Consider the following 25,031-nt stretch of genomic DNA (forward strand, 5'->3'; position numbering starts at 1 on the left):
GTCGCCGTTCGGACGTCTCGCGGCGGGGGCCGCGTCCCTACGGTGGAGATCGGAAAGAGAAACGTGCGAAGCGCGACCTGCCGCACGTCACCCCATCCGTACGAGGTGGAGACCCCCTTCATGAGTCAATTTCTTGCTGCCCTCATCGCGAGCGGAACCATTCTGGCCATCGTCTTGGCCACCGACCTCGGACAACGCCGCATCACCACGATGCGGATGCTGCGGTCGGTGATCGCCGTGGCCGTCGTCATCGCGATCTTCGTCCATTCCTTCCCGACGCAGGGCAATGACCTGCCGTTGCAGCTCGTCGGGATCGGCACCGGGCTGATCTTCGGGCTGATCGCCGGCGCGCTGCTGCCCGCGTATCGGCACCGGTCGGGGGAGTTGTACACCGTCGGCGGCGCCGGCTACGCGCTGGTGTGGATCGTGCTGTCCCTCGGGCGCGTCCTGTTCGCGTACGGAGCCGAGCACTGGTTCACCGAGGACCTGGTCCGCTTCTCCATCGACTACAAGATCAGCGGAGCGGACACCTACGCCAACACCTTCGTCTTCATGTCGCTGGCCATGGTCCTGGCCCGGACGGCCTCCCTCATGACCAAGATGCGCAGGCTGAAGAGCGGCGGCGCGACGGTCGGCGAGGAGCAGCTGTCCGAGACGAACGCCAGATAAGACCCGGTAAGACCACCCGTTAGACCAGATGCGAGAGGTTGGAACGCCATGAGGCTTCGGGCGCCCCGCAACCGCGTACCCGGCCGTGCGATCGGCTGGTGGAGCGTGCAGTCCGCGCTGTTCGCGCTCCCCCTGCCCCTCACCTTCGCCATCCTGTGGGCCTCCATCCCGCCGACACGCGAACTGTTCATGTGGTTCACCCTGATATCCCTCGTCCCCGGCCTGCTCTACATGGGCGTCATGCCGTTCTGGCGCTACCGGGTGCACCGCTGGGAGGTCACCGACGAGGCGGTCTACGCGGCCTCCGGCTGGCTCTGGCAGCAGTGGCGAGTCGTCCCGCTGTCCCGCGTACAGACCGTCGACACGCTGCGTGGCCCGCTGCAGCAGCTGTTCGGGCTCTCCGGGATCAGCGTGACCACCGCCTCCTCCTCCGCCGTCCACATCAAGGGGCTCGACCAGAAGGCCGGTGACGAACTCGTGGCGTACCTGACCCGCGCCACGCAGGCGGTGCCGGGAGACGCGGCATGACCTCCCACGACGCTCTCCCGCGTACGGCCCGCGCCGCCGTGTCCCACGGCCGGGGACGACTGAGTGGCCGGCTCGTCCTGGTCAACCTGAGCGTCCCGGCCGCCCCCGTGGCCCTGTTTCTGGCCGGTCTGCTCGTCACCGGCGGGGAGACGAACCTCCAGGTCCTCATCACCCTCGGCTCGCTTCTCCTCGCCTGCCTGGTCGTCTGCGGCGTCAGCCTGGCACGGTGGCTGACCACCCGCTATCGGCTGACCGCCGAGCGGTTCGAGCTCCGCTCGGGCCTGTTCCTCCGCAGCCGCCGGACGATCCCGATCAACCGCATACGGGCCGTGGACCTGACCGCGAACCCGGTGCACCGGATCTTCGGCCTCACCACGCTCAGGATCGACGCCGACGGGCAGGGCGCCCCCGCCGGGCGCGGACTCAGGCTGGACGGCCTCACCAAGGCGGACGCCGCCGAACTGCGCAGCCTGATCATCGAACGGCGCGATAGGGACCACGCCCGGAACGTGGCCGACGGCGACGGCCTCGTCAGCGAGCTGGACCGATCCTGGATCCGGTACGCCCCGCTCACCGTGTGGGGCGTCGGCAGCGTGCTGGCCGGGGCGGGCAGCGTCTACCGCACGCTGCACGAGATGAAGATCGACCCGCTTGAACTCGGCGTCGTGAAGGACCTGGTGAGCCGCTTCGGCTCCGTCCCGCTGTGGTACGGCGTGCTGCTGGCGGCGCTCGCCGTCGCCGCGCTCGGCGTGGCCTGCTCGACCGCCACCTTCATCGAGGGCTGGAGCGGGTACGAGCTGCGCCGCACGGAAGGCGGAGTCCTGCGGATCCGCCGCGGCCTGCTGGCCACCCGCTCCGTCACCATCGAGGAGGACCGGCTGCGCGGCGTCGAGCTGATTGAGCCGATCCCGCTGCGCTGGGCCAAGGGCGCCAAGCTCAACGCCGTCGCAGGGGGCCTCGGCGACCGGGAGGAGAACCGCAGGCGCCGCGCCCTGACCCCTTCGATCCCTCGCGACGAGGTCCTGCGCGTCGCCGCCGAGGTGCTGCCGGCCGCCGCGTCGCCGGAGGAAAGGAACCTGCTCACCAGGGACGGCCTGGCACCGCACCCCCGCGCCGCCCTGCGCAGGAGGATCAACCGAGCGCTGACGGCCGCGATCGCGATCGCCGCGGTGCCCATCGGACTCGGGCTCTGGCTCGACCCCGCGCTGGTCACGATCGGCTGGATCACCGGCCTGGCGCTGGCGGCCGCCCTGACGGCGCTCGCGTACGACGCCTACCGCACTCTCGGTCACGCGGTGCGAGGCCGCTATCTCGCCATCGCCTGCGGGGCGTTCGCCCATCGCACCGTCGTTCTACGGCGGGAAGGAATCATCGGCTGGAACATCACGCGATCGCCCTTCCAGCGCCGGGCCGGCCTGCTCACCCTCGGAGCCACCGTGTCCGCGGGGGACGGCGTCTACAAGGTGCGCGACGTGTCCGTGGCGCGGGGACTGGCTCTCGCCGAGGCCGCCGTACCCGGGATGCTCGCCCCGTTCGTCGAAAGGGATCCCGCGGCGGGCCGGTGACCGTCCGGCCGGGTCGCCGTGTTCCCTCAGGTTGGGTGGTGCCCTTGCCGCGAGACGCCGCGCCATGGCGCGGGCGACGACGCGGCGCGATCATTGGGGCATGACGACCGCCGCGAAGTACGCCGAGTTCGCCGCGCGCGAGGCGCACGGAGTGTCGCCGACGTACGAGCGCCTGGCACGCGCGGTCTCCCGCGACGAGCAGGTGCTCGCCCTGCTCGGCACGCTCCCGCCGATCAAGCGGCAGCCGAACCTGCTGTTCGGCGTCGTACGGTTCCTCGGCGGCCCGGTCGAGGACCCGGCCGCGTTCCACGACTACACGGTGGAGAACTGGCCGGCGATCGAGGCGGAGATGCGCACCAGGGCCACGCAGACGAACGAGGCCGGGCGGTGTGCCGTACTGCTGCCGGTGCTGGCCACGTTGCCGCAGCCGCTCGCGCTGCTGGAGGTCGGGGCGTCCGCCGGGCTGTGTCTCTACCCCGACAGATACGCCTACCTCTACGGCGACCACATGATCGGCTCCGGCGAACCGCTCCTTGAGTGCGCGGCGACCGGAGTGGCGCCGCCGGCCTCCGTACCCGATGTGGTGTGGCGGGCCGGCCTGGATTTGAACCCGCTCGACGTGACGGACTCCGCGGACGTCGCGTGGCTCGACGCCCTCATCTGGCCGGAGCACGCGCACCGCCGCGCCCGGCTTCAGGCCGCGGCGGCCATCGCCGCGGCTGAGCCGCCGCTGCTCATGCGCGGCGACCTGGTGGACGACTTACCGGCGCTGGCCGCGCAGGCGCCGACCGGCGCGACGCTGGTGGTGTTCCACACCTCCGTGCTGTACCAGGTCCCGGCGCCACGACGGGAGGCGTTCGCCGAGGTGGTACGCGGGCTGTCCGGGCACTGGATCGCGAACGAAGCCCCGGACGTGCTGCCGTACGACGCACTGCCGAACCCGCCTGGCGCGGCGCTGTACAACGTGCTCGCGCTGGACGGGACGCCGCTCGCCTGGACCCGGACGCACGGGCAGGAGATCATCTGGTTCGCGTAACGCCTGCCGTGGTGGGTCGGCGAACCTGATCTGGCACGTGGGCGTAGACCCCGTTACGAGTGATCGTGGTCGCTCCCTCGTCACCCTGCTCAATGGCCCGCTGACGGCCCGGCGGTCACTTCACGCCGTCAGTGTCCACGGTTATGCGTCCACGCCTCGGCCGGAGCCTCTAGGACACAAGCCGATCGGTAGTGGAACGGTTGTCGGCAAGGGCTCGGACGGCGTCAGGACCCCACGTGTACTCGACGACGGGTAGTTCGAATCCTGCGGGGAAGCGTTCCATGAACTCTTTGGTGGGATGGCCGCCGAGACGCCGGTAGAAGGTGATCGCGGCGACGTTGTCGCGCAGCACCTCCAGATAGACCGTCTTGCCAGGGTGTTGCTCGGAGGCCCAGCCAAAAGTTCGGTACACGAGTTGGCGGCCGATGCCGGACTGCTTGCGCTCCGGCTGGACGTGCAGGTTGTCGAGCAGGATGCGCCCGTCGGCGCCGACGGCGAGATAGGCGAACCCCAGGAGGGCGTCGCCGTCGACGGCGACGAGCAAGCAGCGGGCGTGATCCGGTTCCGAGGCGACGGTGGCGAGCCGGGCGCTCCACATTTCCCTGCGCTCGTCGAGCAGGGAGCCGTTCAAGTAGCTGGCGGGCATGATCCCGGCATAGGCGGTCAGCCAGCTACGAGTGTGGAGCTCTGCGATGCGCTCGGCGTCGTCTTCGGTACCGGATCTGATCTGCATGGCATAAAGGTTGACATAGTGGCTGATGGAGCCGTTAATCGCCGGGAGCGCCGCCCTACGCAGTCGTCAGGGCGACCGTCGGCGACAGGCGGGCGGCGCGCACGGCCGGATAGATCCCCGCGACGGTGCCGATGACGAGGGTGGCGGCGACGGCGCCGCCGATCGTCCAGAGCGGCAGGACGGGCGGCCAGTCCCGCGACCACGCGTACGCGAGGGTGGCCAGCGCCCCCAGCGCCGCGCCGGCGACCCCGCCCAGCGCCGACAGCAGCAGCGATTCGACCAGGAACTGGAGGCGTACCTGTCCCCGGGTGGCGCCGAGTGAGCGACGCAGCCCGATCTCCCTGCGCCGTTCCAGCACCGAGATCACCATCGTGTTCGCCACGCCGACGCCGCCGACCAGCAGCGCGACCGCCCCCAAGCCGAGCAGCAGGTTCGTGAACGCGCCCGCGGCGGCGGCCCTGGCGGCCAGCGCGTCGGACGGCCTGCTGACCTCGACCTCGCTCGGGTTCTGCGGATTGACCGTACGCGGCAGCACCGCCCGCACGGCCGCCACCGCTTCCTCGCCGGAACGTTCGTAGAGCGTCGTGGGGCGTCCGCTGAAGCCCAGGAACTCCACCGCGATCGGGAACCCGACGAGGGCCGAGCGTTCGATCTCCGGAGCCAGCGTCATCGGCTCCAGGATGCCGATGACGGTGAACCACCGGCCGCCCATCCACACTCGTACTCCCGTCCTGGCGATACCGAGTCGTTCAGCGGCCACGGAGCCGAGGACGACGGCGGGTTGCCGTTCGGTGGCGGCGTTCAGCCAGGTTCCCTTCCAGACGTCGCCTTCGAGCGTGGTCAACAGCTCGGCGGACGCGGCCTGCACGGCGATACCGCCGGTCACGGCCTTGGGGATGAGCGGGGTGCGCCGAACCGTGGTGTCGACGGCACCGGTGGCCGAGGCCGTACGCACCGGGCCGATCCGCTTGACCATGGGCAACGCGGTGGTGGGCAGTTCGGCCTTCTCGCCGAACACCGTCCGGCCGGGCGAGACGGTGAGCAGGTTCGTGCCCAGCCGGTCGATCTGGCGCAGCAGCTGCTCGCGGGAGGAAGACGAAATGCCGATCACGGCGATCATGGTGGCGATCCCGATGGCGATCCCGAGCGCCGAGAGGATCACCCGGATCGTGCGGGCTCGCAGCCCGGCCGCGCCCACGTACAGGACGTCGGAGGGGCTGAGCCGGGCGGGGCGCGGTCGTCGGTCTCGCGTCATGTCCGGACCCGCTTCGTGATCTCCGCCGGTCGGCCGTCGCCGTCGCCGTGGTCATGAACGATCCGGCCGTCGCGGACCTGGACCTGGCGCGGGCACCATTCGGCGATCTCGATGTCATGGGTGATGATCGCGATTGTGGTGCCCGCGGCGTGCAGGTCACGCAGAACCTCCAGCACCTCGGCGCCTGCGCTGGAGTCCAGGTTTCCGGTGGGCTCGTCGGCGAGCAGCAGTGGCGGGTCACCGACGACCGCGCGGGCCACGGCGACGCGCTGCTGCTCGCCGCCCGACATCTGGTTCGGCTTGTGGGTCAGCCGGTGACCGAGGCCGACGCGTTCGAGCGCTGCCGCGGCTCGCTCGCGTCTTTCCCGCCGGGGAGTGCCGGTGTACAGGAGGCCTTCGGCGACATTGTCCAGCGCGGCCATGCCCGGGGTCAGGTGGAACTGCTGAAAGACGAACCCGAGGGTGCGACCACGCAGCGCCGACAGCTCGTCGTCGGGCAGTTCGGCGATGTCGTGCCCGCCGACGCGCACGGTTCCGGTGGTGGGCCGGTCCAATGTCCCGATGATGTGGAGCAGCGTGGACTTGCCGGACCCGGACGGCCGACGATCGCCAGCAGCTCGCCGCCGGCCACCGCCAGGTCCACCCCGCGCAGCGCCGGCACGTGCCCCCCGTAGACCTTGGTCACGCCGCGCAACTCCACGACGTACGGCACGCTCATGACTTCCCCCCAGCTGACGGCTCGGGGCAGCGTCCGCGGATCGTGCTGCCCTTACCGATCCGTTCGCTCATGACGCGGGCACCCCGACCTTCACGCCCTCCGACAGCCCGGCACCGGTGATCTCCACCAGGCCGCCGCCGAACGCGCCGATCTCCGCCGGCACGACGCGGGTGGCGCCGCTCTCGACCACTTCGACGCCGAACCCGCCCTCCCGCAGCGCCAGCAGCGCCTCCACCGGTACGGCCAGCACGTTCTTGTGCCGCTCGCTCTCCATCTCCACCTCGACCGGGGCTCGGTCCAATTTGGTGGTGGGTGTCTTGGCCAGCGTGATGTCGACGTCGATGGTGGTGGTGCCGGAGTCCTGCCCCTGACCCGAACCGCGGCTCTTGGCCACCGCGCCCACCGAGGTGATCCTTCCGGGGACGTGCTCGCCGCCGGGCAGCTTCACCGTCACGCCCGCGCCCTTACGCGCCAGCGCCTGGTCGTCGGTGTCGAGATCCACATGCACCAGCCGCCGGATGCCGCTGACCGTGAGGGCTTGCCGCCCGGGGCTGACCTTGTCGCCGACGCTGACCTCGGCATCGACGACGCGAACCACCGTAGGCAGGAACACCACCTGCGAGGCGTCCACCCGGCCGGTGGCAGGCAGCCCCAGGTCGTGCTGCCACTTCCGGACCGCGAGGTACGTGGCGTAGCTGAAATGGTCGTCCACGGTCAGGTAGGCGCCGTATCCCAGCGCTTTGAGGTTGCGCTCCAACTGCGCCACATCCGGGCCGTCGGAGACGCCCAGTCGCATCTCCCGGTAGAGCGGCAGCCTGCCGTACATCAGCACGAGCGGTTCGCGGTCGACCTTGAGCAGCGGGCGGCCGCGCCGGATCACGGCGCCCTCGGTGGCCACCCAGGTCACCGTACCGGGGGCGTCGGCGGTCAGGTGGTGTCGGCCGGAGTAGGTCAGCGCGCCCTCGACGGTCTTGGTGTCCACCAGGTCCTGCCGGGTGATCGCCGCCGTGCCGAGGCTGGGGGTCGCGGTGGGCGTCGCCGCCGGACACGACCACCGCCGCGCATATGGCGGCACCCACGAGCAGGGCCCCACCGGCGAGAGCGAGACCCTTTCTCATGCCGGGAACCCGCCGGGCGCGAACTGCTTGCACGCCTGCTGGGCCGCCTCGACCTTCTGCTGCGGCGTTCCCTGCGGGATGTCGATGTCGACTCTCCCGTCGGGAGCGGGGTCCTTCATGTCGATGCCGTGGTCGCGCATGCACTGGGCGAACTTCACCAGTGCGTCCAGTTCCTTCTGGTCGATCCCTTGCTTGCCGCCGTCGCCCACCGCCGCATCCATGAAGTGCTTGCACGCCTGCTGGGCCTTCGCGACCTTCTGCTCCGCTCCCTTGCCCGACTTGATCGAGATCCCGCCGCCGGGTCCGGGGTCGGGCACGTCGACGCCGCGCTCGCGCATGCACTCGGCGAACTTCAGCTCCGCCTCCCTCCGGTCGACGGGAGCCGAAGGTGAGGCCGCAGGCGTGGCCGCTGTGCTGTTCGCGCCGGCCACGCCGTCGCTCTTGTCGGCGGCGCCGCACCCGGCCAGCGTCAGCGCGAGCGGCAGGGCTACGAGCGCGCATCGCATTCGCATTGTGTGGTCTCCTCATGTCGCGGCCGGACGGTTTCCGGCCGCGGGCCATGCAACGCGACGGGTCGTTTCCCCTGCGTTTCCACGACGATGTCGGCGATCCGTACAAATGGTCACTAACGGAAAGGAAACGCGGCATCGGTGACCATGGCCGAGTAGGGCCGCCCCACGCCCCGTGCGGAACGCCCCTGAACCGGGAGAGGACACGGATGCGGGTGCTGGTGGTCGAGGACGAGGCGACGCTCGCCAACGCGATCGCGGAGTGGCTGCGTGAGGACGCCCACGCGGTCGACCTCGCCTACGACGGCGAAGCCGCGCTGGAACGGGCCGCGGTCAACCGCTACGACGTGATTCTCCTGGATCGGGATCTGCCCGTCGTACACGGCGACGAGGTCTGCCGCGAGCTGGTGCAGGCCGGGTCGGCGGCACGGGTGCTGATGCTCACCGCCGCCGCCGACATCGCCGACCGCGTTGACGGCCTCTGCCTCGGCGCCGACGACTACCTCACCAAGCCCTTCGCCTTCCCCGAACTCGCCGCCCGCGTCCTCGCGTTGGGGCGCCGCTCCCGTCCGGCCGCGCCGCCGGTGCTGCGCCGCGTGGGCATCACCCTGGACCCGGCACGGCGCGAGGTGTTCCGCGACGGCCGCTACATCCCGCTGGCGAGAAAGGAGTTCGCCGTCCTGGCCGAGTTGCTGGGCGCGGACGGCGGAACGCTCTCCGCCGAACATCTGCTGGAGAAGGTGTGGGACGAGCACGCCGATCCGTTCACCGCGGCCGTCCGGCTCACCGTCCTCAAGCTGCGCCGCAAGCTCGGTGACCCACCCGTGGTCGAGACCGTGCGGGGAGTGGGGTACCGCATCCCGTGACCCGTCCCAGAGCACTGCCAGGCAGGATCACCCTGCGAGCCCGCCTCACCCTGATCTACAGCGGCCTGTTCCTCACCGCGGGGTTGTTGCTGATCGGCATCACGTACGTGCTGTTCAACCAGCAACTCAGCCGGAACGGACCGGCAGTGGACACCGGCATCGCCTCGTCCGCCGCGCCGACCGGCCCCATCCCCGAGAAACAGCTCAGCGTGGTCACCTCGGGCGGCGACCGACTCACCGGCGCCGCCGCCGAGCAATGGTTGCTGAACCAGCAGGACACCCTGCACGAGGCCGCCGCCACCTCGCTCATCACTCAGGGCGGGCTCGCGCTTCTCCTGGTCGTCGGCGCGGCCACCGGCTCGGGCTGGCTGGTCGCCGGACGCGTGCTGGCCCCGCTGCGCCAGGTCACCGAAACCGCCCGCCGCATCGCCGGGGCGCCTGCCGCGGATCGCGGCCTGCACGAGCGCATAGCACTACGCGGCCCGGACGACGAGGTGAAAGATCTCGCCGACACCTTCGACACCATGGTTGGGCGGCTCGACAGGTCCTTCGACGGACAGCGCCTCTTCGTCGCCAACGCCTCGCACGAATTACGTACTCCCCTGACCCTGAGCCGTGCCCTGATCGAGCTGGCCATGCACCGCAGAACAGCCTCCGAGGACGTGAAGCAACTGGGCAAGGACCTGCTGGAGATCAACTCGCGCCACGAGCGGCTCATCTCAGGGTTGCTGCTGCTGGCCCGCAGTGAGCATGAGATCACCGAGAAGACCATGGTCGACCTGGAGGACGTCGTGAATCACGTGACCGCCCAGAACGCCGCACATGCGCGAGAGGCCGGGGTAGCTCTGCGGGAGGAGACGTACCCGGCGCCCACCAGCGGCGACGGTCTGCTGCTGGAACGGCTGGTGCACAACCTGGTCGAGAACGGCATCCGGCACAACGTCGGCGGCGACGGCGCTTGGGTGCGGGTCATCAGCCGCACCATGGCCAACGGGTGCGTGACGGTGGAGGTGAGCAACACCGGGCCGGCCGTGCCGCCGTACGAGATCGCATCCCTGTTCGAACCGTTCCGCCGCGCCGGCGGCGACCGCCTTGTCACCGCCAAGGGCGTCGGGCTCGGTCTGTCCATCGTCCGCTCCATCGCCCGCGCTCACGGCGGCGACGTCACCGCCCGCCCCCGCGAGGGTGGTGGCATGACGGTGACCGTGACCCTTCCCTGCTGTCCCGAAGACGAAAGGACGGAAACGGTCGCGGCATGAACGGCCGTGCCGGATCGGACTCGCCCCGGGAGGCGCTTCAAGTCCGGGGGTGAAGCGGACTCTCCCGCGTAGCGGGCAAGAACAGCCGATTCGTCGTCAGGCGAACCGGCGTCCACCCCGATCAGACCGGCCGTTTCTGCTGCTCGATGTACTGCTTGAGCACGGTCAGCGGGGCCCCGCCAACCGACCCGGCGAAGTAGGAGCCGGACCAGAAGTGTCCATCCCACAGGTGCTTGCGGACGTGGGTGCTGAACTCCTTGCGGAGCATCCGTGCCGAGACCCCCTTCAGCGAGTTGACCAGCTTGGACAAGGCGACCTTGGGCGGGTAATAGACCAGCAGGTGGACGTGGTCATCCTCGCCGTTGAACTCGCGAAGTTCGACCTCGAAGTCGGCACAGACCTCACGCATGATCTGTTCGCATCGGACCAGCATCGGGTCGGTGAAGGCCCCCCGCCGATACTTAGTGACGAACACCAAGTGTGCGTGAAGGTGGTAGGCGACGTGCCGTCCTGTGCGCACATCAGGGTTCGGTTCCCATCTCGGAGACATAAACCAAACGATACGATCAGAGTGTGGAGAAGGCGAAGCAGACCCGGGCGCATATAGCCCGCCTGGAGCTGAGTACGGCCCAGGTGGCGGTGCTGGACGGCCAGGCACACACCGCCCGCACGCTGTGGAACCTGCTGCACGAGTACGTCACCTTCCGGCAGGGCCGGTTCGCGACGTTGAAGGAGTGCGACACCGCGATCCGGGTGGCTCGTCATGAGATCGACTGGATGGGACAACTGCCCGCCCAGGCGGCACCAAGGCCGCCGACGTGTCTCACGTCATCGCGCTCCTGGACGACGGGATCCACCACTGGGCTCGCCGGGGTGGCGCGAAGTGGCGGTACGAAGGCGTCTACGACGCGCGTGTGTGCGTGCCTCCAGTGCCCACTCGCCTGTACATGGCCTGGGGCCTGGTCTTCAACACCGAGTCGCCGGGCGCGCCTCCCAATACCGCCTGTCCCCGATGACACCAACTCCATGAGTTTCGTCTATCGGGATCGGACCAGTGAGCTCCCCTCGTCACCCTGTCTAATTGCACGTTAATTGCACGGTGATCACGTCACCCGGCCAGCATGATGGCCACGTGAGCTGGACAAGCAACTGCTGGTTGGTGGCCATCCGTGACGAGATTCCGGCCGACGAGATCAGGAGATGGTGGAACGCCAAGGAGACCCCGCTGCTTGACGATCTCGTGATGCGGGCACCCCGCGTCTGGCTTGGGAAGATGAGCGACTCCGGCGAAGAAGCTCTCCCCAGCCCGGCCAGACGGGTCTACGCCCTCCTCTTTCTCAGGGGCACCCTGCCTGAATACGTCGTTCCCGTCCTCGACGAGGAGCTGATCATTGAGATCCTGGCGGCGTTCCAACCTCAGGGCGATGACAACCCGACAGATCGCTATGGAGCGATAGCCGAGGTCACTGCGTTTCTTGCCGAGCACCAAGGAGTCGGTGCCCTTACCGATGAGGCCTGTGTGCCTTAGCGTGCGCGGTGCGCAAGCCTTCACCGATCTGATCACCCCGTGTGCCGTGGACCCGCCCAAAGGGGGTCCCGCCGGAGGCGCGGGGTGTCAATTGCTTGTGTCGGTCCTCCACGCCGCGCGGGCGACGGCCTGGCGTTCGGCCTCTTCGCGTTCGGCGGCCTCCTGCTCGGCGGCCGCGCGCCTGTCGTAGGCGGCGCGCGCCGCGGCGATGGCGTTCTGGTGCTCTTCGGTCCAGACGACAAGGGCGCGGATGGTGCTGTGCAGGGTCACGCCCATCGGCGTCAGCTCGTAGTCCACCCGCGGCGGGACGGTCGGATGCACCGTCCGGCTCACCAGCCCGTCGCGCTCCAGGTGCCGCAGCGTGCGGGTCAGCATCCGCTGGCTGACCCCGTCGATCGCGCGGCGTAGCTCGGTGAAGCGCAGGCTCCGCTTGTCGAGCAGCGCGATCACCAGGAGCGACCACTTGTCGGCGACGCGGTCGAGGATCTGCCGCACCTCGCAGTCCGCGCGCTGGTCCCACTGGAGAACGTCGTCGTCGATGCCGGTATCCCCGCAGTAACCGAGGGACTCGAAAGTGCCGTCTTCCATGGTCACCGATGGTGCCTGACGATGCTGCCAGTTACAAGAGGGAACTGGCAGGCGCTCGGGGAACCACTCCGGGACCGGTTCCCGGAGGAGATGGGGTCAGACTCCGATGTCCAATTCCGTCAGCGGATCCGGCGCCGCCGGCCACCCTGCCCGCATGACAGGGCGCGCGTGGGGCGTACTGCTGGTGCTTTGCGGCGCGATCTTCCTGGAGGGGATCGACGTGGCGATGCTGAACGTGGCACTGCCGTCGATCCGCGCCGACCTGGGCCTGTCCACCGGGATGCTCAGCGGCGTGGTCAGCGCCTACGTGCTCGGCTACGGCGGGTTCATGCTGCTGGGCGGGCGCGCCGCCGACCTGCTGGGGCACCGGCGGATGTTCGTGCTGTGGCTGGTCGTCTTCCTGGCTTTCTCCGGGCTCGGCGGGTTCGCCACCGAAGGCTGGATGCTGTTGGCCGCACGGTTCGTCACGGGGGTCGCGGCCGCGTTCATGGCACCCGCCGGCTTGGCGCTGGTCACGTCCAACTTCCCCGAGGGGCCGGTGCGTACCAAGGCGCTCGGCGTGTACGCGGGGACGGCGGCGGGCGGATTCTCGCTCGGCCTGGTCGCCGGCGGCGTACTCACGTCGTTCGGCTGGCGGTGGGTGTTCTTCGCGCCGGTCATCCTGTCGGCGCTGATCCTGGCGGCGGCACTGATCCTCGTCCGCGACATCGGTGGCGAGCGGCCCTCGGGCGGCTTCGACCTGGCGGGGGCGTTCGCCATCACAGGGGCCATGCTGCTGCTGGTGTACGGGGTGGTCCGGTTGGAGCACCCCGGCGACGGCCCCGGCCTGACCGGCGGTGTGTTCGCCGCGGGGCTGGCACTGCTGGGGTTGTTCGTCGCGGTCGAGCGGCGGTCGTCATCGCCCCTGGTACGGCTGGGCATTCTGCGCAGCGCGCCGCTGGTGCGGGTGAACGTGGGGGCGCTGCTGTTCCTGTTCGCGTTCGCGGGCTTCCAGTTCCTGGCCACCCTGTACCTCCAGGAGCTGCGCGGCTGGAACACGATGCAGACCGGCCTGGCCATGCTGGTGATCGGGATCGACACGGTGCTCGCGCCCACGCTTATGCCGCGTCTGGTGAACCGCTTCGGCAACACCCGGGTGCTGTTCGGCGGCGTCGTGGTCGCGGCGGTCGGGTACGCGCTGTTCCTGCCCGTCGGGATGGACTGGACCTACGCCGCCATGCTTCCGGCGCTGCTCCTGCTCGGCCTGGCCTTCTCGCTGGCGTACGGCCCGCTGACCATGGCCGCGACCGAGGGCGTCGACGAGGACGAGCACGGCCTGGCAGGCGGCCTGCTCTACACGGCCATGCAGTTCGGTACGGCGCTTGGACTGTCGGCCGTCACCGCCGTCAGCGTCGCCGCCGGGTCGGGGCTGGACGCGCTGCGGACCGCGCTGGTCGTCCCGGTGGCGGCGGCGGTGCTCGGCGCGGTCGTCATCGCGTTCGGCCTCCGCACTCCCCGTGCGGCCTCGGGACCGGCTCAGGGCGCCCTGGCCGAGTCGGCCGCGACCACCGTCTGAGCAGAGCCCGTACAAGAGGGAGAGAGCGTTGGCCACGCACGTGACCTCGTTCACCGAGATCAAGAACCAGTTCGACACCTACATCGGCGACATCGTGTACGCGACCATGACCACCGTCGACAAGAAGGGACGGCCCCGCGCACGAGTACTGATCCCGGTCTGGGAGACCCTTGAGGGCGGCCCGCTGGGCTGGCTCGCCACGTACAGGACACCGGTCAAGGCCGCCCACCTGGCGGGCAACCCGCACACCACGTTCTCCTACTGGACGCCGCGGCAGAACGCGGTGAGCATCGACGCCGTCGCCACCTGGGTCGACGACCCGGAGACCAAGCGCCACGTGTGGGAGCTTTACCGGCGTACGAGCCCGAAGGGGGCCGGGTACGACCTGGGCAACTTCTGGCGCGGTGGGCCCGGCGACCCAGAGTTGCACCTCCTACGGCTGGAGCCTTGGCGCGTCCAGGTGATCAGGGGAGCGGACCTGCGCAGCAGAATCTGGTACGCCGCAGGAAAACGCTGACGAACTCCCGGACCGGGCGTTTGATCCTGCGGAGCCGGCCGGGATCAGCCCCTGGCGGCCAGGCCGAGCCGCATGGCCAATGCCGGGTTGGATGTGTACAGGCTCTGGGCGACTCCGGCTACGCGTCCATGCCCGCGCACCTCCTGTGTCGGCCACTTAGGGGTCTCCTTCGGGACCCACTTGGATGTCCGGCCGGCCAGCGGAGAGAAAACCCTTGGTCACCAAGGAGATTCACCGCTGTGCGCCGTCGTCATAGCCCTTGAAGGGTTGGGTGTTCGTGGCGTAAGAAAATCATCAGGTTCGACGGCCAAGCGGGGTGTCCCGCCCTGCCCGGGCGGCCGTTCGGCCGGAACCGGCCGCGACAGGGGAAGGGGAGGGACTGAGGGACTGATGGCGGGCAAGCGCAAGACGAATCCGGCGGGATCGTCGAACCCGCTGCGCGGCGACGTGCTGCGCGTGCTCGGAGTGCTCAAGGTGGCCACGGTCGACCAGATCCAGCGGATCGCGCTGCCCCACCTGACCTACCGGCACACCGACAAGAAGACGCCGTCCGAGCGGAAGACAGCTCGCACCGCCTCGCATCTGGGGGCGCTCGCCGACCTGCGCAAGCACGGTCTGACTGAGAACGGCGGCCGCACCAAAGACGGAGACGTCCTGCGGAATCTGACCGCCAAGGGTCTGGAGGCCGCCTCCTACGAACTGGTGCGGCCGGTAGGGGAGATGGGCGGCACCGCTTGCGGCGCGGGCAGCAGCGGGGCCTCCCACCCCATGGCTGTGAACGAGACCGTCATCGCGATGCTGCGCCCGAAGCCGGACCTGGCTCTCCTTGCCGATGAGCCGGCCGACGCCCGCGCGGCCGCCCAGGCTGCCGTCGACGCGCCGGACGGGATCGGCACCATCGCCTCGTACGCCACCGGGGTCCCACTGCCGACCGCCGGGACCTGGACCACGCCGGGCCGGGGCAGTGCCCAGGCCGACATCGTGCTCACTGCACCCGAGGCCGGGGTGCCGCTGCTGTTCATCGAGGTCGACAACTGCCACGAGACCGCGCAGGAGATCGCCGCGAAGATCGACAAGTACATGCGGTTCTTCCAGCGGAAGGTCAAGGACACCGACGGCACCGAGCGGCCGATGTGGCGCACCCGCTGGCCCGCATCCGAAGGTCGGTACGGCGATGTGCCGCACCCGCCTGTGCTGCTGGTATTCAACAAGGTCGGCGCCCGCAACCCGGACAACACCGTTCGGCAGCTGGCCGAACTCGCCCGTCGGCACTGGGAGGGACAACCGAAGCGCGGCGGCTACCACCTCGACGACCGGAAGATCCCGATCGTGGCGACCGGGCTGCGGATGCTGCGCGAGCACGGCCCTGCCGGGCCGGTGTTTCTGCGCCTCGGCCGCGACCGCATGGAGCCTCTCCTGGAGGCGATCGGCAATCGGCGCAGGGAAGACGCCGACGTACGCGTCCAGGAAGCTGAGCGGGACCCTCAGGAGGCGTACCGGGCCGAACTGAAGTTTCTGGCCGAGCAGAAGGCAGCCGACCGTGATGCCCGCCGTCCCGTCTGCGCCACCTGCGGAGCGAAGTTCACCGACGAACGGTGGGAGACGACCGCGGCCTCTCCCAAGCCGGGGCGCCGCTGGTACCCGACGCTGTGTGGGGAGTGCGAGGACCGGGCCATCGAGGCCGGGCGCCAGGCCGATCAGGCCGAGCGCGAGCGCCACCAGCAGGAGGAGGTGCAGGCCGAAATGCGCCCACTGCAGGCTCTCGGTCTCTCTGCGACGGCGGAGGCTGCCTACCTCGCGCTCGTGGAACAGGGGCCGCAGACCTTGAGCGAGCTCGGCGACCGGCCGACGCTGGCCGGGGCGCCTGCCGACGGGCTCCAGTACGCGGTCACCGAGCTCGGCGACATCGGTCTGGTGTCACGCACGGACGACAGGCTGACCGCCCAGCCGCCTCGCGCGGCGCTGGAGGCCGTCGCCGAGCGACGCGCGCGTGAAGCCCGGATCGCTCACGACAGCGCGGCGCTCCTGTCACGGTTCTGGCTCGATCACACTTCGGGATCGAGTTATGTCGAGGTCGTCGACACATCCCACAACAGTGACGCGATCCAGCGACGGGTCCATGACGAGGCCGTGGCGGAGGTGCGTGCGCTGTGGATAGGGCCGGTGGGCGGGGGCGATCGTGAGCCGGAGATCGACACCGACGCGTTGAAGGCCATGGCCCGGGGGATCGCCTATCGGGTGGTGTACAGCGCCACCATCCTGCAGGACCCCAAAGCACTGGAGCTGGCGCACGAGTGCGTCGACCGCGGGGAGCAGGCGCGGGTCTTCCCCGACCTGGCGATGAATCTCGCACTCTGTGACAACCGCTTCGCCGTGGTGTCCGTCACCGCGCCGGACCGCGCGGGACATCACAGCGTCGTCGTCCAGCCGTCAGGCCTGCTGGATGCGCTGATCGGCATCTTCGAGTCGCACTGGCGGATGGCCGTCCCGCTCCCCCCGGCCGGCGAGGCCGTCGAGAGCGGGGCGAGCCCGACGAGCGAGGCGCGGCAGCTCCTGAGCTACCTCAGTGCCGGGCTGACTGACGAGTCGATCGCCCGTGAGCTCGGGGTGAGTGAGCGGACGGTCGCCCGACGCATCGCCCGCCTGCAGGAGGTGCTCGGTGCCCGAACCCGGTTCCAGCTCGGTGTCCAGGCCAGCCGCTGCGGCTGGCTCTGAACCACGGCCCTGGTCGGGCCCGTGCAATGGGCGCGCGGGACGGGCCGGTGCGTGATCCGGCCCGCCCCGCGCGGGTCTTCGGCCGCTCAGGCGATCATCGCCCTGCGGTGGGAGCGCAGCCGTCAGACGGCGTCCGGCTTGACCAGGTCAGGGAGCTTCGCCTCGAACAGCTCGTCGAACTTGAGCGACGGCAGGATGTGCCCCTGGTTCGCCGCGTCGTTGGCCACGCTCGCCGCCCAAGTGGACGAGGCGAGCCGCTGGTTCGGCGTGCCGTGATGGCCCCGGCTGGTGAAGCTGCAGTCACCGACCTGGTAGAACGACTTCTCGGACTTGAGGAGCCGGGCCGCGTTCAGCGACTCGCCGCGGGCGTGGGTCAGGTAGTACGTCCCGAACGCGTCGGCCATGAGCTCGGTACGGCGGGTGGCCTCCGAACCGGTCAGGTCGCTCTCGAAGAGGTCCTTCTGGAACTGCACATGGTGACCGAACTCGTGGCCCACGATGGCCCGCGGCGCGACATCGCCCAGACCCACCGCGGTCATGCCCTGCAGGATGCCGTCACCCACGACGATCCGGTCGGAGACGCCGAGGGGCTCCGGATCGCCCTTCTCGCTGTAGGCGAAGGCGTTGAAGGTGAACATCGGGTTCGCGCCGCCCTGGAGAACCGGTTCCGAGTCGATCAGCTCGATGAACAGTTCGGCCAGGCCGAACGCCCATTCCCGTGGGGCCTCCTCGATGGGATTGCCGTACATCACGGAGAGGACGTGGGCGAGCCGCTCGGGACTGGAGAGGACGTCCGCTCCGTGCATGGGTACCAGCTGGATGCCCGCGGAGTCGATGTCCCAGAAGCGCTTGAGGTTCTTCATCTCGGCGGTGAGCTTCTGGGTGTACTCGCCGTTGACGCCGAAGGTGTTCGACTTCGACTCCGTGCCGACGATCAGCGCGTCGAAGGCTGCCCAGTCGAAGCCACCGTAGAACCGGAGGTTTCCGAGAACACCCGGGTGCACGCCATCGAGGAGAGAGTTGGCGTACGTCGTGAGTTCGGTCCGCTGGCACTGGTGGTCGCCGGGGTTGATCACGCTGTCTCTGATCTCGCTCCACTGCGACTCGTTCAGGCCGTACTTCGCACGGGCTGCCTTGACGCGGGACTCCCAGTCAGCGGGCAGCATGGCCTGGATCTTGTCGACGATGGCTTTGGTCTGCGGGGCCATTCCAGAGGTGTCGATGGGCGACTGCAGCGACCGGTTGGTGACGGTCGTGTCGGCGGCGTGCGCAGGAAGCGCCATGCCGAGGGCACAGGTCGCGGCGATGGCCAGGCTCGCCGCCATGGAGAGGGTCTTCTTCACGGGGGTTCCTTTCGAGGGTGCCCGGTAGGGGATCCGCGGGCGGTGCCCAGTCTGTAAGCGCGATTGCCAATTGGTGAACGGGCGTTTACGGTCTGGAACCGGCATGTCTGGAACCGGACAACTGCGCCAGGTGGAAAGCGCGCGTAGCGCTTGACTGACCACCGACGACGGACACACGGCGCCTGGCTGAGCTCCTGCGCGACACCCGCCCCCTGCTCCTTGACCTCACCGGCGGGAACGACCGCGCCGGGAAACGGCGAATGCCGCCTTCGGATATCCGAAGGCGGCATTCGCGATCGTCAGATCAGTGCGCGAGAGCGTACCGCGTGGGGTTGCTGATCGTGGTGCAGTAGTACCCGGAGGGGGCCAGCTTGAGGTCGATCTGGCAGGCCCGCGCACCAGCGGTGGTGTACGGATAGGTCTTGATGACGGTCTGCGCTGACGCCACACCCGAACCTAGGACGATGCCGGCGGCGGCGGCCGCGGCGACGACGACTGACACTGCTCGGGAAGTACGCTTCAGGCCGATCTTCACGCGTGATCACTCCTCGCACTTGACTAACAGTGATCATTACATGTCGGTCAGCGCCATCGCCAGATCGTCGGCGTCACAAGATCATGTGACTTGTGTCATAGTATGCGCGCCCGGCAGGACGGGTAAAGGACAGCGGATCCGAGCGTCATCAGGGCCGCTTCAGACAGGCCGATATGCCGGGTTCTCCCTTCGGTCCGCGGCGAAGCCGGGTGTCAGGAGCTGAGGTAGGCGAGCACCAGATCCTGGTGCGCCGCGCCGACTCCGCCCAGGTCACGGCGGATCTGACCGCGCTGACCAGGAACCGGCCCGGCGTCCAGGTCTCCGGCAGCGGCGCGCTGACGGCCGAGCGCACCGCCGGCCAGCAGCGACTGGCATACGACGCCAGGGGCACCCGTGAATGTTCATGGCTGAAGCTGAGGGGGCTGTCGGACCGGCTGAAGTACCGGACCGTCACGTACCGCAACTGCTCGTCGTCGAGGCCGCGCGCGTTCAGCGTGAACTTCGGATACGCCCTCAAGGCGCAGGCGAAGGTGTGGCGGGGCTCCTCCACCAGGATCACCGGCAAGTGCTCGCCGTGGGCTTCGGTCTGGAGGCAGGGCGGCTACTGAGCCCGCGGGCCCGGCGATTCCGTACGGTCACCCGCGCGCGGACCCGCGGGTGACATGTTGTGCCGGGGAAGCATGCCGGGCCAGAGCGGCCGGTAGACGGTGAATGACAGATCGGGGCACACTTGTCTTCCCCCCATATGGAGGATCAGATGTTTGGGGTTGGCCCGGCTGAGGTCCTGCTTCTGTTGGTGATCTGGGTCGTTCTTGCAGCGGCGTTCTTCTTCTTCATTTACTGGTCGGTCCGGCTGGCGATCAGGCATGAGAGGCGACGGGAGCCGAGTCTGCATGAGCGTGTGACAGCGGAGCGCGCGGCTCAGCGTCGTGAATGGGCGGAGCGCGAGGCTCGGCGGAATGCGGAAGCGCCCGACGGGCTGTAGCCCAGTGGTCCCGCCGGGCAAGGTGCGGCCCGCGATATGACAGCCGTCCGAGCCGCCGGCGGCCGGGACCGGCCCTCAGGCCGCATGCGCGGCGCGGAGCACCGCCCTTGACGCGATCAAGGGCGACCGTCTCGCCCCCAGCCCCTACGACGATCGGCCGTAACAAGGCAATCGTCAGGGCCGCATTTGCTATTGACGCAGAACAAACGCCATCCGATGCTTTTGCCGACGGAAACGCCCGCTGTGCTCGCGGGGCCGGCAGATACGCTCAACGTCATGATTGTTTGGCTGAACGGGACCTTCGGTGTCGGCAAGACAACCACCGCGAAGGAATTGACCACGCTCATCCCGGAAGCGCGGATTTTCGATCCCGAGCATGTCGGTTACATGCTGGGGCGAGTTCCGAACCTCCCGCGGCTCGGGGACTTCCAGCACTGGCCACCGTGGCGCCACCTGGTCGTGGAGACCGCCTCACAGCTGCTCAACTATGTCGGAGGGGTGCTCATCGCCCCGCAAACGGTCCTTGTCGAGCGCTACTGGGCCGAGATCAGCACGGGACTGGAGCGGGCGGGCATCCCCGTTCACCACTTCGTGCTGCACACCGACCCGGACACCTTGGCCCATCGGATTGACGCAGACACGGTAGAGAGTGGTGCTCGGCAATGGCGCCTGGATCACATCTCGGAGTACTGCGATGCCGTGGCCTGGCTGAGCGGTGAGGCGGAGGTCATCGACACGACAGAGGTATCGCCGGTGCAGGTCGCTCACTTCATCGCAGACAGGATTGGTACGAGGACCGCAGGCGTCGATTGACTCCGGAGACTATAGGCCGCGGATGCTTTCTGGGAGAACAGGGCCACCTCGTGGCGGCACGGAAGGGCGCGTTGCCGGAGTGGGCGCGCACATTCCTCTCAGAAGTGCGGTCACGATACGCGTCAGTTGAGGTTCGACGTCGACCAGTGCATGCGTCAGCTCGGGGTGGGCCTCGTAGAGCGAACGGAGACGGGTGCCGGGCGCGGCCATCTGCCACAGCGCCCCGGCCATGCTCGTCGCCGTGGAGATCGCGTCCGTGGCCTGGCGCTCGTTGATCCCGAGCAGTTCCTGCAACATGCCGGTCACCGAGGCGACCTCGCCGAGCGCGATCTTCTTGAACGCGTAGGCGGCGTCGAGCGAGACGTTGCGCTCCAGGTTCAGCGGCGCCTGTGCAAGCAGGTCACAGAAGAACGGCCGCGCCACGAGCGACTCCGTGATCACGGCGGCGACTGACTCCGGGCCGGGGTCGGAGAGATCGCTCAGCCGCGATCTGAGCGCCGCCGACCAGTCCTGCCAGCCCTCGGCCGTGAGCGCCAGGAAGATCTGCTCCCGCGTCTCGAAGTAACGCAGCATCGCGGACTTGTGCATGCCGACTTCAGTGGCGATGTCCGTGAGCGTGACCTCCCGCACGCTGCGCTTGGTACCGAGGGATCGGGCAGCGTCGAGAATCGCCCGCTGCCGCTGCTGTTTCGCTCCCGCGCTGCGCGCGCGCCGGGGGGCGGCCTGCGTCATGGCGACCAACTTAACACAACAGGGTTGTAGTAATAACGAAACCGTGTTTTGCTAACTCCCATGAGTGTGCAAACGTGGTTCATCACTGGTTCGTCCCGCGGCTTCGGCCGCAACCTCGCCATCGCGGCTCTGGAAGCCGGTGGCAACGTCGTCGCCACGGCACGCAAGCCGGAGCAGCTGGACGATCTTGCGCAGAAGTACAACGACCGCGTCCTTGCGGTCGGGCTCGACGTGACCGACCGGTCGGCCGCCGTGGCCGGCCTGGCGGCGGCAGTCGACCGGTTCGGCAGGGTCGACGTAGTGGTCAACAACGCCGGATACGCCAACCTCGCCGCGGTTGAGAGCACGCCCGAGGACGACTTCCGCCAGCAGTTCGACACTAATTTCTGGGGCGTCTACAACGTCTCAATCGCGGCGCTCCCGGTCCTCAGGGCGCAGGGAGGCGGCACGATCGTGCAGTTCTCCTCCATCGGCGGCCGCGTCGGCGGCACGCCCGGTCTCGGGTCCTACCAGGCCGCCAAGTTCGCGGTCGACGGTTTCACCCGGGTGCTGGCGGCCGAGACCGCGCCGTTCGGCATCACGTACCTGGTCGTGGAACCGGGCGGGTTCGCCACGGACTGGGCCGGCGCCTCGATGCGGATCCCACAGGTCGCGCCGGAGTACGACCCGACGGTCGGCGAGATGGCGCGGCATCTCAGGGGTCCCGTGTCCGCCGCGGGCGACCCGAAGCGCGCCGGCGAGATCCTGGTCCGGGTCGTCAAGCACCCGAACCCGCCCTCCCACCTGATCCTCGGGGCCGCCGCCGTGCGGATGGCGCAGGACTACTCGCGCAGCCAGCTGAAGGAGGCGGCCGCGTGGGAGCCGGCGAGCCGGTCGGCCGACCTCGGTCAGGACTACCCCGTCGACCTCGTCGACCACACGCGGGAAGCAGGCGCACGGCAATGAGGCAGTCCACGGACAAGGTGGCGCTCGTGACCGATGCGGGCAGCGGGTGAACGGTGGTCGGACCGGGCGACGGGCTTCAGGGCCCTTTGCCGTGGCGGGTCAGTGGTGTTCGGGAGCGACCCATTCGACGAACTGGATGATCACGCCATTGGGGTCGGTGACCTGGAACAGGCGTTCGCCCCAGGGCTCCTGGCGCAGCGGCAGGGTGATCTGGACTCCGGCGTCACGCAGCCGCTTTTCCTGCTCGTCCAGGCCGCTGTCGAGGGTGAAAGCCAGGATCAGGCCGTCGGCGTGCCGGTCGCGCTGCTCGGGAGGCAGCACCTCGATGCCGCGGACGAGCAGGACGACATCGACCGCGTCGGGCCGCGTCAGGGACGCGAAACCGTCGGCGGCCTGCTGGACGGTGTAGCCCAGGTGGGTGGTGAAGAACGCCTGGGAGGCGGCGACGTCGTCAACGGTCAGCGAGAGGGTGGAGGCGGTGAACTGCACGGCGGTCTCCTTGCGGGGGTTGGGGCGAGGGCTGGGGCGGGGGTCAGTAGCTACGGCGGCGGGGGACGGTGCGGACGACCCTGGGCTGCTGCCGTGCGCGGATGCGGTGTTCGGCGGGTGCGCGACGCAGCTCGATGCCACGGAGCTGGGGCTGCTCGGGCTGCTTGGGCTGCTGCTGTCGCGTGAGCAGGTGGGCGAGGTCGGTCGTGGGGGTGGCGAGGTCGTGGGTGAGCTTGGACATGGGCGTCCCCCTTGATGCTTGGCGTTCCATCGTCGCAAACTTGCGACGGACGTAAACTTAACCCAAGGCGTCTGGGGGTGTCAACATAAAGATGCTACGAGGGTAAGATTGCGTCATGGCTACCCAGACACCCGCCCCGGCCACCGGGCTGCGTGAGGCGAAGAAGCAGGAGACCCGGCAGCTCATCTCCGACCACGCGACCGGGTTGTTCATCGCCCAGGGCTTCGAGCAGACGACCATCGCCGAGATCGCCGTCGCCGCCCGCGTCGCCAAAAAGACCGTCACCAACTACTTCCCGCGCAAGGAAGACCTGGCCCTGGACCATCAGGAGGAGTTCGCCGCCTCCCTGGCCAGTGCCGTCACCGCACGACGCCCAGGGGAATCAGCGCTGGCCGCGCTGCGCCGCACGTTCGCCGACGCCGTCGCCGCCCATGACCCGGTCGCCGGGTTCTCCGGCCGGCAGTTCGCCCGCATGGTCGCCGACAGCCCCACCCTGACTACTTGTCTGCGCGGCCTGCACGACCAACGCGAACACCACCTCGCCCAAGCACTCGCCGACGCCACCGGCACCGAACTCGACGACATCACCGTCCAGACCGCCGCCGGACTGCTGGCCACCCTGCACCGCGTGCTGTTCCAGCGCATCCAGGCGCTGACCCTCGACGGCCGCCCCAACGAACAGATCGCGCGCATCATCGCCACCGACGCCACCCAAGCCTTCGACCTGCTGGAACCCGCCCTGTCCGACTACGCCACAAGGCAGGCCGCCTCAGCGAGTTGAGGTCCAGGTGGAGCCGGGCTCTGATACGAGAGCTGCTTGTCTGAGCAGCCACTGCTCGACCGCCGCGCTCATCTTCCCGCCCGCCTCCAGCGCCGCCGCCTTGGCGGCGACCGGGTTGGTGCCTGCCGCCTGGCCGAGGATCACCCCGAGCACCAGGCGGCCCCGCACGCGGGAGGCCCACATCAGGTTGCCGCCCGCGGCGGTGCCGGAGCCGAGTGCGGGGTACGGGCTGCCCGGCCGGACCCTGCAATCACGCGAGCGATGATTGGGGCACCCGGCGGGTGATCAACGAACGACTATCGAGCGGCCGACGAGCGACTGAGCTCGCTTGACCTGAATCCGGGGAGTGGACATGTCCGCCGATCGCTCTGCTCGGCATGCCCCCACTGATCGACCCGGCATCTTGCCAGGCGCAAGGGCGAGTGCGGCTCTCGGTTGGGCATCCGATCTTGGTCGGCTGCTGTCTTGCCAACCTCATCCGGCGAATCCACCCCCCACCTGGCCGGGCACATAATCCGAAGCAAACGCAACCTTTGGGATCAAACGCCCTCTGAGTTATTTTCTTGACACTTCGCATCGGGTTTAGGCTTGTCGGCGCTGCGGAGTGGATGGTCCAGCTTGTATAGGGCTTTGCCTCGGCAATATTTACGCGCACTTACTGTCGGCTATCGTGGTAAATGCGACGGTATTTGATTACATCCAGAACCGCAGGGCGTTGTCAGTGCGATTGCCCTACAGCGGCCGATGAACAGAAAATTCTCGTCGCCGGCCGACCTGCCGGGAAGTGCCTTCGCTCAAGAGGGATTCTTGCGTTCAAATATTCGAATCGGCGAGCAATATTGACGAAGGGGAATCGTTCTCCATGATGAAGAGAACAGCGAGATTGTAGTTTTCAATCGCGTCCTCTCGCCGCGGTGCTTTCCGCCATGACTGGAGCGGCTTCCGCCACCGGACCAGCGATGCGCCGGGCAAGTCCTGACGACGAAACCCTACGAGCCGGGCGGAAAG

General features: G+C 68.8%; 28 protein-coding genes. 15 read left to right on the forward strand and 13 right to left on the reverse strand.

Annotated features, from left to right (window positions below; genetic code table 11):
• Positions 1-120 precede the first annotated feature (120 nt).
• From ACQP1V_RS02650 to ACQP1V_RS02665, 4 genes are all read left to right on the forward strand, one after another.
• Positions 121-669, forward strand: coding sequence for a hypothetical protein (locus tag ACQP1V_RS02650; protein WP_433418476.1), 549 nt, complete (start codon positions 121-123; stop codon positions 667-669).
• Positions 670-717: 48 nt separating this feature from the next.
• On the forward strand, positions 718-1,197 hold the full coding sequence (locus ACQP1V_RS02655) for a PH domain-containing protein (RefSeq protein WP_433418478.1): 480 nt from the start codon (positions 718-720) through the stop codon (positions 1,195-1,197).
• Positions 1,194-2,762, forward strand: coding sequence for a PH domain-containing protein (locus ACQP1V_RS02660; protein WP_433418480.1), 1,569 nt, complete (start codon positions 1,194-1,196; stop codon positions 2,760-2,762). The genes ACQP1V_RS02655 and ACQP1V_RS02660 overlap by 4 nt, the downstream gene beginning before the upstream one ends.
• 100 nt (positions 2,763-2,862) lie before the next feature.
• Positions 2,863-3,798, forward strand: a complete 936-nt coding sequence (locus ACQP1V_RS02665; RefSeq protein WP_433418482.1) for a DUF2332 domain-containing protein — start codon at positions 2,863-2,865, stop codon at positions 3,796-3,798.
• A gap of 169 nt (positions 3,799-3,967) precedes the next feature.
• Here ACQP1V_RS02665 and ACQP1V_RS02670 read toward each other — a convergent pair whose 3' ends face one another.
• From ACQP1V_RS02670 to ACQP1V_RS02690, 5 genes are all read right to left on the reverse strand, one after another.
• On the reverse strand, positions 3,968-4,531 hold the full coding sequence (locus ACQP1V_RS02670; RefSeq protein ID WP_433418484.1) for an N-acetyltransferase family protein: 564 nt from the start codon (positions 4,529-4,531) through the stop codon (positions 3,968-3,970).
• A 55-nt stretch (positions 4,532-4,586) separates the two neighbouring features.
• Positions 4,587-5,786: an ABC transporter permease gene (locus ACQP1V_RS02675; RefSeq protein WP_433418486.1), complete on the reverse strand. Its 1,200-nt coding sequence runs from the start codon at positions 5,784-5,786 to the stop codon at positions 4,587-4,589.
• Positions 5,783-6,340, reverse strand: a complete 558-nt coding sequence (locus ACQP1V_RS02680) for an ABC transporter ATP-binding protein (protein WP_433418488.1) — start codon at positions 6,338-6,340, stop codon at positions 5,783-5,785. The genes ACQP1V_RS02675 and ACQP1V_RS02680 overlap by 4 nt, the downstream gene beginning before the upstream one ends.
• Positions 6,341-6,571: 231 nt before the next feature.
• Positions 6,572-7,579, reverse strand: coding sequence for an efflux RND transporter periplasmic adaptor subunit (locus ACQP1V_RS02685; RefSeq protein WP_433418489.1), 1,008 nt, complete (start codon positions 7,577-7,579; stop codon positions 6,572-6,574).
• A gap of 39 nt (positions 7,580-7,618) precedes the next feature.
• Complete coding sequence (locus tag ACQP1V_RS02690) at positions 7,619-8,134, reverse strand: hypothetical protein (RefSeq protein ID WP_433418491.1); 516 nt, start codon at positions 8,132-8,134, stop codon at positions 7,619-7,621.
• A gap of 206 nt (positions 8,135-8,340) precedes the next feature.
• Between ACQP1V_RS02690 and ACQP1V_RS02695 the strand changes: the two genes are divergently transcribed.
• Positions 8,341-8,997 (forward strand): response regulator transcription factor, encoded by a 657-nt coding sequence (locus tag ACQP1V_RS02695; RefSeq protein WP_433418493.1) that lies wholly within the window; start codon positions 8,341-8,343, stop codon positions 8,995-8,997.
• Positions 8,994-10,256 (forward strand): sensor histidine kinase, encoded by a 1,263-nt coding sequence (locus ACQP1V_RS02700; protein WP_433418495.1) that lies wholly within the window; start codon positions 8,994-8,996, stop codon positions 10,254-10,256. Before ACQP1V_RS02695 ends, ACQP1V_RS02700 begins: the two co-directional genes overlap by 4 nt.
• Positions 10,257-10,377: 121 nt before the next feature.
• On the opposite strand, the gene tnpA is transcribed toward ACQP1V_RS02700, so the two are convergent.
• Positions 10,378-10,806 carry an IS200/IS605 family transposase gene (gene tnpA, locus ACQP1V_RS02705; protein ID WP_433418497.1) on the reverse strand — a complete coding sequence of 143 codons (429 nt, stop codon included), beginning with the start codon at positions 10,804-10,806 and terminating at the stop codon, positions 10,378-10,380.
• Between the two features lie 268 nt (positions 10,807-11,074).
• Here tnpA and ACQP1V_RS02710 point away from each other — a divergent pair, with 268 nt between their 5' ends.
• Together ACQP1V_RS02710 and ACQP1V_RS02715 are read left to right on the forward strand one after the other, a co-directional pair.
• Entirely contained in the window at positions 11,075-11,272 is a 198-nt protein-coding gene (locus ACQP1V_RS02710; protein WP_433418499.1) for a hypothetical protein, read from the forward strand.
• Between the two features lie 116 nt (positions 11,273-11,388).
• Positions 11,389-11,784 carry a hypothetical protein gene (locus tag ACQP1V_RS02715; RefSeq protein WP_433418501.1) on the forward strand — a complete coding sequence of 132 codons (396 nt, stop codon included), beginning with the start codon at positions 11,389-11,391 and terminating at the stop codon, positions 11,782-11,784.
• Between the two features lie 87 nt (positions 11,785-11,871).
• On the opposite strand, the gene ACQP1V_RS02720 is transcribed toward ACQP1V_RS02715, so the two are convergent.
• Entirely contained in the window at positions 11,872-12,372 is a 501-nt protein-coding gene (locus tag ACQP1V_RS02720; RefSeq protein WP_433418502.1) for a winged helix-turn-helix transcriptional regulator, read from the reverse strand.
• Positions 12,373-12,526: 154 nt separating this feature from the next.
• Here ACQP1V_RS02720 and ACQP1V_RS02725 point away from each other — a divergent pair, with 154 nt between their 5' ends.
• The 3 genes from ACQP1V_RS02725 to ACQP1V_RS02735 all read left to right on the forward strand — a co-directional run bounded on the left by ACQP1V_RS02725 (position 12,527) and on the right by ACQP1V_RS02735 (position 17,159).
• Positions 12,527-13,927 carry an MFS transporter gene (locus tag ACQP1V_RS02725; protein WP_433418504.1) on the forward strand — a complete coding sequence of 467 codons (1,401 nt, stop codon included), beginning with the start codon at positions 12,527-12,529 and terminating at the stop codon, positions 13,925-13,927.
• 28 nt (positions 13,928-13,955) lie between these two features.
• Positions 13,956-14,444, forward strand: coding sequence for a pyridoxamine 5'-phosphate oxidase family protein (locus ACQP1V_RS02730; protein WP_067136227.1), 489 nt, complete (start codon positions 13,956-13,958; stop codon positions 14,442-14,444).
• Between the two features lie 390 nt (positions 14,445-14,834).
• On the forward strand, positions 14,835-17,159 hold the full coding sequence (locus tag ACQP1V_RS02735) for a replication-relaxation family protein (protein WP_433418507.1): 2,325 nt from the start codon (positions 14,835-14,837) through the stop codon (positions 17,157-17,159).
• Positions 17,160-17,281: 122 nt separating this feature from the next.
• Here ACQP1V_RS02735 and ACQP1V_RS02740 read toward each other — a convergent pair whose 3' ends face one another.
• Positions 17,282-18,502 carry a hypothetical protein gene (locus tag ACQP1V_RS02740; protein ID WP_433418509.1) on the reverse strand — a complete coding sequence of 407 codons (1,221 nt, stop codon included), beginning with the start codon at positions 18,500-18,502 and terminating at the stop codon, positions 17,282-17,284.
• 304 nt (positions 18,503-18,806) lie between these two features.
• Positions 18,807-19,004, reverse strand: a complete 198-nt coding sequence (locus ACQP1V_RS02745) for a hypothetical protein (protein WP_387415713.1) — start codon at positions 19,002-19,004, stop codon at positions 18,807-18,809.
• A 242-nt stretch (positions 19,005-19,246) separates the two neighbouring features.
• On the opposite strand from ACQP1V_RS02745, the gene ACQP1V_RS02750 reads away from it, so the two are divergent.
• Together ACQP1V_RS02750 and ACQP1V_RS02755 are read left to right on the forward strand one after the other, a co-directional pair.
• Positions 19,247-19,645 (forward strand): hypothetical protein, encoded by a 399-nt coding sequence (locus ACQP1V_RS02750; protein WP_433418511.1) that lies wholly within the window; start codon positions 19,247-19,249, stop codon positions 19,643-19,645.
• 569 nt (positions 19,646-20,214) lie between these two features.
• Positions 20,215-20,835 carry an AAA family ATPase gene (locus ACQP1V_RS02755; RefSeq protein ID WP_433418513.1) on the forward strand — a complete coding sequence of 207 codons (621 nt, stop codon included), beginning with the start codon at positions 20,215-20,217 and terminating at the stop codon, positions 20,833-20,835.
• Positions 20,836-20,844: 9 nt separating this feature from the next.
• Here the strand turns inward: ACQP1V_RS02755 and ACQP1V_RS02760 are convergent, their stop codons facing one another.
• Positions 20,845-21,567, reverse strand: a complete 723-nt coding sequence (locus tag ACQP1V_RS02760) for a TetR/AcrR family transcriptional regulator (RefSeq protein WP_433418515.1) — start codon at positions 21,565-21,567, stop codon at positions 20,845-20,847.
• A gap of 60 nt (positions 21,568-21,627) precedes the next feature.
• Between ACQP1V_RS02760 and ACQP1V_RS02765 the strand changes: the two genes are divergently transcribed.
• A complete protein-coding gene (locus ACQP1V_RS02765) occupies positions 21,628-22,512 on the forward strand; it encodes an SDR family NAD(P)-dependent oxidoreductase (protein WP_433418517.1) in 885 nt (294 codons plus the stop codon).
• A 99-nt stretch (positions 22,513-22,611) separates the two neighbouring features.
• On the opposite strand, the gene ACQP1V_RS02770 is transcribed toward ACQP1V_RS02765, so the two are convergent.
• Both ACQP1V_RS02770 and ACQP1V_RS02775 read right to left on the reverse strand, forming a co-directional pair.
• Positions 22,612-23,001 (reverse strand): VOC family protein, encoded by a 390-nt coding sequence (locus tag ACQP1V_RS02770; protein ID WP_067136241.1) that lies wholly within the window; start codon positions 22,999-23,001, stop codon positions 22,612-22,614.
• Between the two features lie 43 nt (positions 23,002-23,044).
• On the reverse strand, positions 23,045-23,242 hold the full coding sequence (locus tag ACQP1V_RS02775; protein ID WP_387415730.1) for a hypothetical protein: 198 nt from the start codon (positions 23,240-23,242) through the stop codon (positions 23,045-23,047).
• 115 nt (positions 23,243-23,357) lie between these two features.
• Here ACQP1V_RS02775 and ACQP1V_RS02780 point away from each other — a divergent pair, with 115 nt between their 5' ends.
• Positions 23,358-24,023: a TetR/AcrR family transcriptional regulator gene (locus ACQP1V_RS02780; protein WP_433418518.1), complete on the forward strand. Its 666-nt coding sequence runs from the start codon at positions 23,358-23,360 to the stop codon at positions 24,021-24,023.
• On the opposite strand, the gene ACQP1V_RS02785 is transcribed toward ACQP1V_RS02780, so the two are convergent.
• The gene (locus ACQP1V_RS02785; RefSeq protein WP_433418520.1) at positions 24,012-24,206 is read right to left on the reverse strand and encodes a hypothetical protein; all 195 of its coding nucleotides are present in this window, start codon (positions 24,204-24,206) and stop codon (positions 24,012-24,014) included. The two genes, ACQP1V_RS02780 and ACQP1V_RS02785, sit on opposite strands and share 12 nt — an antisense overlap.
• Positions 24,207-25,031: the final 825 nt, after the last annotated feature.

Origin of the sequence: Microtetraspora malaysiensis, from assembly GCF_050947145.1 — a bacterium.
GTDB lineage: Bacteria > Actinomycetota > Actinomycetes > Streptosporangiales > Streptosporangiaceae > Microtetraspora_A > Microtetraspora_A malaysiensis.